The 12,605-nt window shown below is 72.1% G+C and carries 12 protein-coding genes; 10 read left to right on the top strand and 2 right to left on the bottom strand.

Annotated elements, in window-relative coordinates; translation table 11 throughout:
- Positions 1–174 precede the first annotated feature (174 nt).
- The 3 genes from rplM (at position 175) to glmM (ending at position 2,669) form a co-directional block, all read left to right on the top strand.
- Entirely contained in the window at positions 175–618 is a 444-nt protein-coding gene (gene rplM / locus OHA65_RS22615) for a 50S ribosomal protein L13 (protein WP_327284931.1), read from the top strand.
- A 42-nt stretch (positions 619–660) separates the two neighbouring features.
- Positions 661–1,176, top strand: coding sequence for a 30S ribosomal protein S9 (gene rpsI, locus OHA65_RS22620; RefSeq protein ID WP_327284932.1), 516 nt, complete (start codon positions 661–663; stop codon positions 1,174–1,176).
- A 134-nt stretch (positions 1,177–1,310) separates the two neighbouring features.
- Positions 1,311–2,669 (top strand): phosphoglucosamine mutase, encoded by a 1,359-nt coding sequence (glmM, locus tag OHA65_RS22625; RefSeq protein WP_327284933.1) that lies wholly within the window; start codon positions 1,311–1,313, stop codon positions 2,667–2,669.
- A 67-nt stretch (positions 2,670–2,736) separates the two neighbouring features.
- On the opposite strand, the gene OHA65_RS22630 is transcribed toward glmM, so the two are convergent.
- Both OHA65_RS22630 and coaA read right to left on the bottom strand, forming a co-directional pair.
- Positions 2,737–3,684: a DUF389 domain-containing protein gene (locus OHA65_RS22630; RefSeq protein ID WP_327284934.1), complete on the bottom strand. Its 948-nt coding sequence runs from the start codon at positions 3,682–3,684 to the stop codon at positions 2,737–2,739.
- Between the two features lie 26 nt (positions 3,685–3,710).
- Entirely contained in the window at positions 3,711–4,703 is a 993-nt protein-coding gene (gene coaA / locus OHA65_RS22635; RefSeq protein ID WP_327285747.1) for a type I pantothenate kinase, read from the bottom strand.
- Positions 4,704–5,021: 318 nt separating this feature from the next.
- Here coaA and OHA65_RS22640 point away from each other — a divergent pair, with 318 nt between their 5' ends.
- The 7 genes from OHA65_RS22640 to tsaE all read left to right on the top strand — a co-directional run bounded on the left by OHA65_RS22640 (position 5,022) and on the right by tsaE (position 12,585).
- Positions 5,022–5,753: a hypothetical protein gene (locus OHA65_RS22640; RefSeq protein WP_327284935.1), complete on the top strand. Its 732-nt coding sequence runs from the start codon at positions 5,022–5,024 to the stop codon at positions 5,751–5,753.
- 121 nt (positions 5,754–5,874) lie between these two features.
- A complete protein-coding gene (gene glmS / locus OHA65_RS22645) occupies positions 5,875–7,722 on the top strand; it encodes a glutamine--fructose-6-phosphate transaminase (isomerizing) (protein ID WP_327284936.1) in 1,848 nt (615 codons plus the stop codon).
- Positions 7,723–7,739: 17 nt separating this feature from the next.
- Positions 7,740–8,108 carry a holo-ACP synthase gene (locus tag OHA65_RS22650; protein WP_329314316.1) on the top strand — a complete coding sequence of 123 codons (369 nt, stop codon included), beginning with the start codon at positions 7,740–7,742 and terminating at the stop codon, positions 8,106–8,108.
- Positions 8,109–8,193: 85 nt separating this feature from the next.
- Entirely contained in the window at positions 8,194–9,588 is a 1,395-nt protein-coding gene (locus OHA65_RS22655; RefSeq protein ID WP_329314318.1) for an NAD(P)H-hydrate dehydratase, read from the top strand.
- A gap of 127 nt (positions 9,589–9,715) precedes the next feature.
- Positions 9,716–10,852: an alanine racemase gene (alr, locus tag OHA65_RS22660; RefSeq protein WP_327284939.1), complete on the top strand. Its 1,137-nt coding sequence runs from the start codon at positions 9,716–9,718 to the stop codon at positions 10,850–10,852.
- Positions 10,797–12,071 carry an alpha/beta hydrolase gene (locus OHA65_RS22665; RefSeq protein WP_327284940.1) on the top strand — a complete coding sequence of 425 codons (1,275 nt, stop codon included), beginning with the start codon at positions 10,797–10,799 and terminating at the stop codon, positions 12,069–12,071. Before alr ends, OHA65_RS22665 begins: the two co-directional genes overlap by 56 nt.
- Positions 12,022–12,585, top strand: a complete 564-nt coding sequence (gene tsaE / locus OHA65_RS22670; protein ID WP_371646907.1) for a tRNA (adenosine(37)-N6)-threonylcarbamoyltransferase complex ATPase subunit type 1 TsaE — start codon at positions 12,022–12,024, stop codon at positions 12,583–12,585. The genes OHA65_RS22665 and tsaE overlap by 50 nt, the downstream gene beginning before the upstream one ends.
- The last annotated feature ends 20 nt before the right edge of the window (positions 12,586–12,605 follow it).

A 12,605-nucleotide genomic window follows, 5' to 3' on the forward strand; every position in this document is an offset into this window, starting at 1 on the left:
CTCACGTGAAAGGGCCTTGCGCCGGTCCACCGGACCGATGACCAGCGGTTCACACGGGTTGCGTCCCCGATGTGAACGAGGGCTGTCGTGATCGTCCGTGGTGACCCTGTCAGGACCTTCCCGTGGGGCTTCGCGCCCTTGGGATACCACCACTGAAGAAGCGAAGGCATACGCGTGCGTACGTTCAGCCCCAAGCCCGGCGACATCTCGCGCCAGTGGCTCGTCATCGACGCCCAGGACGTTGTCCTCGGCCGTCTGGCGACCCAGGCCGCTGCCCTCCTGCGGGGTAAGCACAAGCCGACCTACGCCCCCCACATGGACATGGGCGACTTCGTCATCATCGTCAACGCCGACAAGGTTCACCTGTCCGGCAACAAGGCGTCCCAGAAGATGGCGTACCGCCACTCCGGCTTCCCGGGCGGTCTGCGTTCCGTGCGCTACGACGACCTCCTGGCGAACAACCCGGAGAAGGCCGTCGAGAAGGCCATCAAGGGCATGCTCCCCAAGAACACCCTGGGCCGTCAGATGCTCTCGAAGCTGAAGGTCTACTCGGGCGACCAGCACCCCCACGCTGCCCAGCAGCCGGTGCCGTTCGAGATCACCCAGGTCGCGCAGTAGTTCCGGCCACCCCCTAAGACGTAGAAAATTCTGAGGAGCATCGTGGCCGAGACCACCGCCGAGACCCCCGTCGAAGAGTTCGAGGGCGTCGAGGAGTACACCACCGAGTCTGAGGTCGTCGTCGAGGGCGACTACACCTCCGAGTCCCTTGCCGGCCGCTTCGGCGACCCGCAGCCGGCCGCAGGCCTGGGCCGTCGCAAGAACGCCATCGCCCGCGTCCGGATCGTTCCGGGCACCGGCAAGTGGAAGATCAACGGTCGCACCCTTGAGGACTACTTCCCCAACAAGGTGCACCAGCAGGAAGTCAACGAGCCGTTCAAGCTCCTTGAGCTCGACGGTCGCTACGACATCATCGCCCGCATCTCGGGTGGCGGCGTCTCCGGTCAGGCCGGCGCCCTGCGCCTCGGCGTGGCCCGCGCCCTGAACGAGGCGGACGTCGACAACAACCGCCCGGCGCTGAAGAAGGCCGGCTTCCTCTCCCGCGACGACCGTGCGGTCGAGCGCAAGAAGGCCGGTCTCAAGAAGGCCCGTAAGGCTCCGCAGTACAGCAAGCGTTAATCTGCGCCTGCTGTTCAGCAACAAACCGCCCCGGCAGCACTCTCCGTGCTGCCGGGGCGGTTCGTTTACCGCCACAAGCGGCAAATACATGTCACAAGCGGTCACAAACGAAGCGTGAACTCGGGAGGACAACAGTGGGACAACTCTTCGGGACGGACGGTGTACGCGGCGTCGCCAACGCGGATCTGACGGCTGAGCTCGCGCTCGGTCTCTCCGTGGCAGCTGCCCACGTACTCGCCGAGGCGGGAACCTTCGCGGGCCACCGGGCGACCGCGGTCGTCGGGCGCGACCCCCGCGCCTCCGGTGAATTCCTGGAGGCCGCCGTCGTCGCGGGCCTCGCGAGCGCGGGCGTGGACGTCCTGCGCGTCGGTGTGCTGCCCACCCCGGCGGTGGCGTATCTCACCGGTGCGCTGGGTGCCGACCTCGGCGTGATGCTCTCCGCCAGCCACAACGCGATGCCCGACAACGGCATCAAGTTCTTCGCCCGCGGTGGCCACAAGCTCGCCGACGAGCTCGAAGACCGCATCGAGGCCGTCTACGAGGAGCACCGCACCGGCGCTCCCTGGGACCGGCCGACCGGCGCCGGTGTCGGCCGCGTCTCCGACTACGACGAGGGCTTCGACAAGTACGTCGCGCACCTCATCGGGGTCCTCCCCAACCGCCTCGACGGGCTCAAGATCGTCCTGGACGAGGCGCACGGCGCGGCCGCCCGCGTCTCGCCCGAGGCCTTCACCCGGGCGGGTGCCGAGGTCGTCACCATCGGCGCCGAGCCGGACGGCCTCAACATCAACGACGGCTGCGGCTCCACCCACCTGGGCCTCCTCAAGCAGGCCGTCGTCGAGCACGGCGCCGACCTCGGCATCGCGCACGACGGCGACGCTGACCGCTGCCTCGCGGTCGACGCCTCCGGCGCCGAGATCGACGGCGACCAGATCCTCGCGGTACTGGCCCTGACCATGCGCGAGGCGGGCTCCCTGCGCGGGAACACCGTCGTCGGCACCGTGATGTCCAACCTCGGCTTCAAGCTGGCCATGGAGGGCGAGGGCATCCAGGTCGTCCAGACCGGCGTCGGCGACCGGTACGTACTGGAGTCGATGAAGGAGCACGGCTACGCGCTCGGCGGCGAGCAGTCCGGGCACGTGATCATCCTCGACCACGCCACGACCGGCGACGGCACGCTCACCGGCCTGATGCTGGCGGCGCGCATCGCGGCCACCGGCCGTTCGATGGCCGACCTCGCGGGCGTCATGCAGCGGCTGCCGCAGGTGCTGGTCAACGTCCCCGACGTGGACAGGTCCCGGGTCAAGACCTCCGCCGAGCTGGCCGCGGCCGTCGCCGACGCCGAGCGCGAGCTGGGCACCACCGGCCGGGTACTGCTCCGTCCGTCGGGTACCGAGCCTCTCGTACGGGTGATGGTCGAGGCCGCCGACATCGAGCAGGCCCGCGCGATCGCCGGGCGGCTCGCGGACGTCGTGAAGTCGGCCCTCGGCTAGTACCGGCCAGGACCGCGCCCCGGCCCCGTCCTCCCGCGATCCGCGGGAGGACGGGGCCGGGGCCGTTTCACGCCTGCGGCCGGCGCACCCAGCGGCCGCGCTGCGTACGCCACAGCACCTTCTGCGCGAAGAGGGTCAGCACGCCGGCCAGCATGATCCCGCCCAGGTTCAGCAGCAGCTGCTCCGCCGACCCCCACATCTGGCCGAACTCGCCGTAGCTGAGGGCCACGGCGGCGTTAGCACCGGCCGGGACGGTGGTCACCGAGATCGCGACGCCCACCAGCGCCCCGGACTTGGCGGAGGTGAGCGACAGCACCCCCGCCACGCCCGCGAGCAGCGACACCACGAAGGAGAACGGGTCCGGCTGCCAGATGAAGCCGGTGTTCGGGCGGGGCCGGTCCAGCATCCCCTCGTGGAACTGCCCGATGGCGTCCATACCCAGGCTGAAGAGGGTGGTGGCCGCGATCGCCACGCCGAAACCGATCAGCAGTGCGCTGAGGGACCGCAGCGCGAGCCGCGGCGCGCGCCGCACCACCGCGGTGCACACGCCCGCGAGCGGGCCGAACTCCGGACCGACCGCCATTGCGCCCACGATCAGGATGGCGTTGTCGAGCACGACACCGCATGCCGCGATCATGGTCGCCAGGACCATGAACGCGAGGTAGGTGATGGTGAGCGTGGACTCCTCGTGCGTGGCCTCGGTCAGCTGCTCCCACAGCACCGCGTCGGCGCCCTCGCCCGGCGCCTCCTCCTCGGCCGCGTCGGCCCGCCCGGACAGCGACAGGTCGATGTTCTCGACGGCGATCGAGCCGTCCTTCTCGATGCCGAGCTCCTGGAGCTCGTGCAGCAGCTCGTCCCCGGCCTCCCGGGCGACGTCGCACAGCACGAGGTCGCCCCGGGGTTCACGGGCGGCGCCCGGTAGTACGACCACATGGGTGGTTCCGACCGTCGATTCGATGACCGAGACCACGGCCTCGGTCCGGTCCGCCGGAGTGATCAATCGCAGGTGCAGCATGGCCGCACCCTAAGGGGCGACGTGGGTCAGAGCTTGCGGAGGCTGAGCTTCTGCACCTTGTGGTCGGGGCCCTTGCGCACGACGAGCGTGGCGCGGCCGCGGGTGGGGGCGACGTTCTCCAGGAGGTTGGGCTTGTTGATCGTGCGCCACATGGTCTGCGCGTACTCCATGGCCTCCTCCTCGGAGACCTGGGTGTACTTGCGGAAGTAGGAGAAAGGATTCTGGAAGGCGGTCTCGCGCAGCTTCCGGAACCGGTTGAGGTACCAGCGCTCGATGTCCTCGGGCCGGGCGTCCACGTACACGCTGAAGTCGAAGTAGTCCGCGAGACCCACGCGCGTGCGGCCGTCCTTGCCGGGCAGGGCCGGCTGGAGGACGTTGAGCCCCTCGACGATCAGGATGTCGGGGCGGCGCACGACGAGCTGCTCGCCCGGCACGATGTCGTAGATCAGGTGCGAGTACACCGGGGCGGTGACCTCGTCCTTGCCCGCCTTGATGTCCGCGACGAAACGGGTCAGAGCGCGCCGGTCGTACGACTCCGGGAAGCCCTTGCGGGAGGTCAGCCCGCGCCGCTGCAACTCCTTCATGGGGTACAGGAAGCCGTCTGTGGTGACCAGCTCGACCCGCGGGTGCTCCGGCCAGCGGGCCAGCAGGGCCTGGAGGAGCCGGGCCACCGTGGACTTGCCGACGGCGACGGAGCCGGCGACCCCTATGACGAAGGGGGTGCCCTGCTGGGCGCCGTGGCCGTTGCCGGCGTCGCCCAGGAAGGTGTTGAGGGTGCCGCGGAGGTTGCTCGTGGCGCCCACGTAGAGGTTGAGGAGGCGGGAGAGCGGGAGGTAGACGTCCCGGACCTCGTCGAGGTCGATGACGTCCCCGAGCCCGCGCAGCCGCTCGACCTCGTCGGCCGTCAGGGGCAGCGGGGTGCGCTCGCGCAGGGCGCTCCACTCGGCGCGGGTGAGGTCGACGTACGGGGAGACCTCGGTCCGGCGGTGGGGTCGCTCGGGCCGTTCGGGGCGCTCCATCGCGCTGTCCGGCGTGCTTCGTGGCGGCGAAGTGATCACAGGGCCATTGTCGTGGCTCGGGGCCGGTTGTGGGTGGTGTGGTCGGTCACGTGCCGGGGGCCTGCGGCCGGCGGTGCGGTGTCGGCGGGGTGTCGTCCAGCGGTTCCCGGTCGGCCCGAGCTCCGGGTGCGAGTGGATCTCACCCCGGTCGCGATCGGCGGCATGCGGCGGGAAATGGGCGGCCCATGATCGGATCGACCCGTAGATTTGCCGGTGCCCGCGGGTCCTTTGCAGCCGCGGTCGTCTTTGTCGTGTTCTGTGTTCTGGGGGAGATCTTTCGTGCCTAGCACCCTTGTCCGTCGTACCGTCGTGACCGCGTCCGCGGTGTCCCTGGCCCTGCTGGCCACCGCCTGCGGTTCCGACAAGGCGGACGACAAGAAGGCCGACGCCAAGCCGTCCGCCGCCGCCTCGTCCGCGGCCCCGGCCGCGAAGGGGAAGACGGACGCGGAGCTGGCCGCGCTGCTGGTGACGCAGGCCGAGCTCCCGACCCACGCGGTGCGGGCGGCCACCCCCGCCGAGCTCGCGGCGGCGGCCAGTGCCGGGACCGACAAGCCCGAGTGCCTGCCGCTGGCCAAGGCGCAGTCCTCGGCGCCGGTCGGCACCCCGGTGGGCCGGGCGGGCACCAAGGCGGTCACCATCCCGAAGTCCGCGGCCGATGTCCTGGGTGCCACGGTCACGTCCATCGCACTCGCCTCGTACGACGGCAAGGGCGCCGAGGAGGCCTTCGCCGCCGTCAAGGCCGCGGCCACGGCCTGCGCCGGCGGCTACACGGGCAGCCAGGCCGGCGACTCCCTCAAGATCGAGAAGGTGGTCCCGGGCGCCCCGGTCACCGCGGGCGACGAGGCGCTCGCCTACACCGCGATGGCGAACGTGGACGGTGAGAAGGCCGCCACGGAGCTCGTGGTCGTGCGCAAGGGCAACACCATCGCCACCTTCTCGGCCGTGAGCCCGAGCGGCTCCGCCGAGCAGCCGAAGGCCGTCGTCGAGATCCAGGCCAAGAAGCTCGGCTGAGGTCCGGCCCGTTCGGGCGTTCGAACAGGTGCCAATCCCGCCCCGGCGCATTCGCCGGGGCGGGTTTTTCGTCTTGTTCAGGTACGGGGCAGGCAGCCGACTTCCGCGTACGCTGCGCCGTATGTGCGGAATTGTGGGTTACGTGGGAGCGCAGTCGGCGCTCGATGTGGTCATCGCCGGACTCAAGCGGCTGGAGTACCGCGGCTACGACTCGGCGGGCGTCGCCGTGCTCGCCGACGGGGGGCTCGCCGCCACCAAGAAGGCCGGAAAACTGGTCAATCTGGAGAAGGAGCTGGTCGGGCATCCGCTGCCGGCCGGTTCCACCGGAGTCGGTCACACCCGCTGGGCGACCCACGGCGGGCCCACCGACGTCAACGCCCACCCGCACCTCGACAACGCGGGCCGGGTGGCCGTCGTGCACAACGGCATCATCGAGAACTTCGCCGCGCTGCGCACCGAACTGACCGAGCGCGGGCACCGGTTGGAGTCCGAGACGGACACCGAGGTCGTCGCCCACCTGCTGGCGGAGCGCTTCGAAGCCGGCGGGGACCTCGCCGAAGCCATGCGGCAGGTGTGCCGGCGCCTGGAGGGCGCGTTCACGCTGGTCGCGGTGCACGCCGACGCGCCGGACGTGGTGGTCGGGGCCCGCCGGAACTCCCCCCTGGTGGTGGGCGTCGGAGAGGGCGAGAACTTCCTCGCCTCGGACGTGGCCGCGTTCATCGCCCACACCCGGTCCGCGATCGAGCTGGGGCAGGACCAGGTGGTCGAGCTCCGCCGCGACGGGGTCACGGTGACCGACTTCGACGGTGCGCCCGCGGCCGTGCGGGCCTACCACGTGGACTGGGACGCCTCGGCGGCCGAGAAGGGGGGCTACGACTACTTCATGCTCAAGGAGATCGCCGAGCAGCCGAAGGCCGTCGCCGACACCCTCCTGGGCAGGATCGACGCGAACGGCTCGCTGAGCCTGGACGAGGTGCGCATCCCCGTCTCGGTGCTCAGGGAGGTCGACAAGGTCGTGATCGTGGCCTGCGGTACGGCATACCACGCGGGCATGATCGCGAAACTGGCCATCGAGCACTGGACCCGCATCCCGTGCGAGACGGAGCTGGCGAGCGAGTTCCGCTACCGCGACCCGATCCTGGACCAGCGGACGCTGGTGGTCGCGATCTCGCAGAGCGGCGAGACCATGGACACCCTGATGGCGCTGCGGCACGCGCGCGAGCAGGGCGCCAAGGTGCTGGCCATCTGCAACACGAACGGGTCGACGATCCCGCGCGAATCCGACGCGGTGCTGTACACGCACGCCGGTCCGGAGGTGGCCGTCGCCTCGACCAAGGCGTTCTTGACGCAGCTGGTCGCCTGCTACCTGGTCGCGCTGTACCTCGGGCAGGTCCGGGGCACGAAGCGGGGCGACGAGATCGAGGCGGTGATCCGCGAGCTGTCCGACATCGCCGCGGCGGTGGACACCGTACTGGAGACCATGGAGCCGGTACGGCAGCTGGCGCGCTCGCTCGCGGACAAGGACACCGTGCTGTTCCTCGGGCGGCACGTCGGGTACCCGGTGGCCCTGGAGGGCGCGCTCAAGCTCAAGGAGCTGGCGTACATGCACGCCGAGGGCTTCGCGGCGGGCGAGCTCAAGCACGGGCCGATCGCGCTCATCGAGAAGGACCTGCCGGTGGTGGTCGTCGTGCCGTCGCCGCGCGGGCGTTCCGTGCTGCACGACAAGATCGTGTCGAACATCCAGGAGATCCGGGCGCGCGGGGCGCGGACGATCGTGATCGCGGAGGAGGGCGACGAGGCGGTCGTCCCGTACGCCGACCACCTGATCCGGATCCCGGCGACGCCGACGCTGCTCCAACCGCTGGTGGCGACGGTGCCGTTGCAGGTGTTCGCGTGCGAGCTCGCGACCGCGCGCGGGAACGAAGTGGACCAACCGCGTAATCTCGCGAAGTCCGTGACGGTGGAGTAGCGAAGCGAGTTGGCGTTGTGATTATCGGTGTGGGGATCGACGTTGCCGAGATCGATCGGTTCGGGGCGTCGCTGGCGCGTACGCCGCAACTGGCACAACGGCTGTTCGTCGAATCCGAATTGACACTGCCGAGCGGCGAACGGCGCGGGACCGCCTCGCTCGCCGCCCGGTTCGCGGCCAAGGAGGCCCTCGCCAAGGCGCTCGGCGCACCCGGCGGCATGCTGTGGACCGACGCCGAGGTGTACGTCGAGGAGACCGGGCAGCCGCGGGTGCGGGTGTCGGGGACGGTCGCGGCCAGGGCCGAGGCACTGGGCGTGAAGTCCTGGCACGTGTCGCTGAGCCACGACGCGGGTGTCGCCTCGGCCGTGGTGATCGCCGAAGGGTAGGGGGCGTCCGGCGGATCGGGGCCGGACACCCCCTGGCCGCTCGGGCCGCAGCCGCGTCCGCGGGGTTTTCGGGCAGGCTGGTGCCATGCGTACTGCTTACAGCGTGGAGACCGTACGGGCCGCCGAGCGGGAGCTGATGGCCCGGCTTCCGGAGGGCGCCCTGATGCAGCGGGCGGCGGCCGGGCTGGCCGCCGTCTGCGCGGGGCTGCTGCGCCGGGTGTACGGGGCGCGCGTGGTGCTGCTCGTGGGGCCCGGGGACAACGGCGGTGACGCACTGTACGCCGGCGCCCGGCTCGCACGGCGCGGCGCCGGGGTGACGGCCGTACCGATGGATCCGGAGCGCCTGCACGCGGGTGGGCTGCGGGCGCTGCTGGCCGCCGGGGGCCGGCTGGAGCAGGACGTTCCAGGCCGGGCGGACCTCGTACTGGACGGGCTCGTCGGCATCGGCGGACGCGGCGGTCTGCGGCCTGCCGCGGCGGCGCTGGCGGAGCGGATCCCGGCCGGTGCGGTCGTCGTCGCGGTGGACCTGCCCAGCGGCGTCGACGCGGACACCGGCGAGGTGGCCGGGGCGGCGGTCCGGGCCGACGTCACGGTGACGTTCGGGGCGTACAAGCCGGGGCTGCTGATCGACCCGGGGGCCTCGCGCACGGGCGCGCTGCGGCTGGTGGACATCGGACTGTCGCTGCCCGAGCCGGACGCGGAGGCCTTGCAGCACGCCGATGTGGCGGGCCTGCTGCCGGAGCCGACGGCGTCGAGCGACAAGTACCGGCGGGGCGTGGTCGGCATCGTCGCCGGCTCGGTGCAGTACCCGGGCGCGGCGGTGCTCGCCGTCGCAGGGGCGTTGCGCGGGGGTGCGGGCGCGGTGCGCTACGTCGGTCCGGCGGCGGACGCGGTACTGGCGCGGTACCCCGAGACGCTGATCGGGCGGGGCCGGGTGCAGGCGTGGGTGGTCGGGCCGGGGTTGGGGGAGGGCCGGGCGGCGGAGGTCGCCCAGGCGCTGGCGGACCCGGTGCCGGTGCTGGTGGACGCGGACGGGCTGCGCGGGCTGGACCCGGAGGTGTTGCGGGCCCGGCCGGCCGAGACCCTGCTGACCCCGCACGCGGGCGAGGCGGCCGTGCTGCTGGGGGTGGACCGGCAGTCGGTGGAGTCGGCCCGGCTGTCGTCCGTACGGTCCCTGGCGGCCAGGTACGGCGCGACGGCCCTGTTGAAGGGCTCGACGACGCTGGTGTCGCGCGGCGGCGGCCCCGTCCGGGTCAACCCGACGGGAACCGCGTGGCTGGCGACGGCGGGCAGCGGTGACGTCCTGTCGGGCCTGGCGGGCTCGCTGCTGGCCTCGGGCCTGCCGGCGGTGGACGCCGCTTCGGTCGCGGCGTACCTCCACGGCCTGGCGGGGCGCCGGGCGGCCTCCGGGGCCCCGCTCCTCGCCCAGCAGATCGCCGAGTTCCTCCCGGAGGCGTGGCGCGGTATCGGCCGCTCCTGAGACGCCGGCCGGGTATCAGCCACCCCCGAGATGCGGTTGATGTGTCATCAGGGGTGAAATAACCCGGTATGCATGGTGTGAACGGCGGTCGCGCAGGCCACGGCCGGGCTCTGAGAGACTGGGGGCGATGAACGAGACACCGACGCGCGTGTACGCCGAGATCGATCTTGACGCCGTACGGGCGAACGTACGCGCACTGCGCGAGCGGGCACCCCGTGCCGAGCTGATGGCCGTCGTCAAGGCGGACGCCTATGGCCACGGCGCGATCCCGTGCGCCCGCGCGGCCCAGGACGCCGGTGCCACCTGGCTCGGAACCGCCACTCCCGAGGAGGCGCTCGCCCTGCGCGCCGCCGGGATCGGTGGGCCGATCATGTGCTGGCTGTGGACCCCCGGCGGGCCCTGGCAGGAGGCCGTCGAGGCCGACCTGGACATCTCCGTCAGCGGGATGTGGGCCCTCGACGAGGTGCGCAAGGCCGCGCACGCCGCCGACCGCCCGGCCAGGATCCAGCTCAAGGCCGACACCGGCCTCGGCCGCAACGGCTGCCAGCCCGCCGACTGGGCCGAGCTCGTCGGCGCGGCCGTCGCCGCCCAGGCCGAGGGCACCGTCCGGATCACCGGCGTCTGGTCCCACTTCGCCTGCGCCGACGAGCCCGGCCACCCCTCCATCGCGCTCCAGCTGGCGGCCTTCCGCGACATGCTGGCGTACGCCGAGAAGGAGGGCGTGGAGCCCGAGGTCCGGCACATCGCCAACTCGCCCGCGACCCTGACCCTGCCCGAGAGCCACTACGACCTCGTGCGCTGCGGCCTCGCCGTCTACGGCGTGTCCCCGGCCCCCGAGCTGGGCACCTCCGAGGAGCTGGGCCTGCGCCCCGCGATGACCCTCAAGGCCTCCGTCGCGCTGGTCAAGGCCGTGCCCCCGGGCCACGGGGTGAGCTACGGGCACCACTACGTCACCGAGGCCGAGACCAACCTCGCCCTCATCCCCGCCGGGTACGCCGACGGAATCCCCCGGCACGCCTCCGGCCGCGGCCCCGTGTTCGTCGGCGGCAAGGTCCGCCGCGTCGCCGGCCGCGTCGCCATGGACCAGTTCGTCGTCGACCTCGGCAGCGACCTGGTACGGGCCGGGGACGAGGCCGTCCTCTTCGGCACCGGCGAGCACGGCGAGCCCACCGCCGAGGACTGGGCTCAAGCGGCACACACCATCGCCTATGAGATCGTCACCCGTATCGGGGTGCGCGTTCCTCGGGTCTACCGCAACGGCTAACGGGCTGAGTGAGGACGGCGTGAGCGAGAACTGGCGCAAGGCGGGCTGGGCCGGCGCCGCGATCGGCGTGATAGCCGCAGGCGCGGCCGCCGGTGTCGCGGTCGAACGGATCACGGTCGGGCGCGGCGTGCGCCGCAAGGCGCGCCTCGCGCTCGACGCCACCGGGGACTACGGCTCGCTGCGCGGGACCCCGGGCGCCTGCTACGCCGAGGACGGCACCGAGCTCTACTACGAGGTCGACGAGCCGCCCGAGGGCCCGAAGAAGCGGGCCCGGCTGCGCCGCAAGGGCCCGGTCGCCCCGACCGTCGTGTTCTGCCACGGCTACTGCCTCGCCCAGGACTCCTGGCACTTCCAGCGCGCCGCCCTGCGCGGACTGGTCCGCTCCGTGTACTGGGACCAGCGCAGCCACGGCCGCAGCGCACGCGGGTTCGCCCAGGCCGACGGCGAGCGCGTGACCATCGACCAGCTCGGCCGCGACCTGAAGACCGTCATCGACGCCGCCGCTCCCGAGGGCCCGCTGATCCTGGTGGGTCACTCGATGGGCGGCATGACCGTCATGGCGCTGGCCGAGCAGTTCCCCGACCTGATCCGCGACCGGGTGCTCGGCGTCGCCCTGGTCGGCACCTCCAGCGGGCACCTCGACCAGGTGACGTACGGGCTGCCCTCCGTCGGCATGGGGGCCGTCCGACGCATCCTGCCGCCCGTGCTCAAGGCGCTCGGCTCACAGGTGGAGCTCGTGGAGAAGGGCCGGCGGGCCACCGCCGACCTCTTCGCCGGCATGATCAAGATGTACTCGTTCGGCGCCCCCCGCGAGGTCGACCCCGGCGTCGCCCGCTTCGCCGAGCGGCTCATCGAGGCCACCCCGATCGACGTGGTCGCCGAGTTCTACCCGGCCTTCCAGATCCACGACAAGAGCGCCGCCCTCCAGCGGTTCGCCGACATCCCCGTCACCGTCATCGCCGGCGACCGCGACATGGTCACCCCGGCCGCGCACAGCCAGGCCATCAAGGACGCGCTGCCCGCCGCCGAGCTCGTGGTCCTGGAATCCGCCGGGCACCTGATGATGCTGGAGTACCCCGACACGGTGACCGTCCTGCTGACCGAGCTGCTGGCGCGCACCGGTGCGGTGCCCGCAGCGACTAACGTTGGCGGGCATGGAAGAAGTACCGCTGGAAGCGCCGCGAGCACCGCACCGTCAGGCACCGCGGCAGGGAACTGAGGCGGCCGACGCCGAGGCGCGCATCACCGTCGACTCGCCCGAGGCCATGCAGGAGCTGGGCCGCACCCTCGCCGGCCTGCTGCGCCCGGGCGACCTCGTCCTGCTGACCGGGGAGCTCGGCGCGGGCAAGACCACGCTGACCCGGGGCCTGGGCGAGGGGCTGGGCGTACGGGGCGCCGTGACCTCGCCGACCTTCGTGATCGCCCGGGTCCACCCCTCGCTGCGGGGCGGGCCGGCGCTGGTCCACGTGGACGCGTACCGGCTCGGCGGCGGGCTGGACGAGATGGAGGACCTGGACCTCGACGTCTCGCTGCCCGAGTCCGTGGTCGTCGTGGAATGGGGCGACGGCAAGGTCGAGGAGCTCTCCGACGACCGGCTGCACGTGGTGATCGCGCGGGCGGTCGGCCACGAGGAGGTCCTGGACGACGTACGGGAGGTCTCCGTGCGCGGGATCGGCGCGCGCTGGTCCGGGGCGGACGCACTGGCGGCGCTGTCCACGACCCCGGCGCGCTAGAACCGGCGCGCTAGAACCGG

The sequence above is a fragment of the Streptomyces sp. NBC_00045 genome, from assembly GCF_045041095.1.
Lineage (GTDB): Bacteria > Actinomycetota > Actinomycetes > Streptomycetales > Streptomycetaceae > Streptomyces.

Bases quoted from the DNA above. Each gene is read 5' to 3' on its own strand.
- OHA65_RS22655 (WP_329314318.1), top strand. From the start codon at position 8,194: ATGCGTACTGCTTACAGCGTGGAGACCGTACGGGCCGCCGAGCGGGAG.
- glmS (WP_327284936.1), top strand. From the start codon at position 5,875: ATGTGCGGAATTGTGGGTTACGTGGGAGCGCAGTCGGCGCTCGATGTG.
- OHA65_RS22630 (WP_327284934.1), bottom strand. From the start codon at position 3,684: ATGCTGCACCTGCGATTGATCACTCCGGCGGACCGGACCGAGGCCGTG.
- coaA (WP_327285747.1), bottom strand. From the start codon at position 4,703: ATGGAGCGCCCCGAACGGCCCGAGCGACCCCACCGCCGGACCGAGGTC.
- alr (WP_327284939.1), top strand. From the start codon at position 9,716: ATGAACGAGACACCGACGCGCGTGTACGCCGAGATCGATCTTGACGCC.
- OHA65_RS22665 (WP_327284940.1), top strand. From the start codon at position 10,797: ATGAGATCGTCACCCGTATCGGGGTGCGCGTTCCTCGGGTCTACCGCA.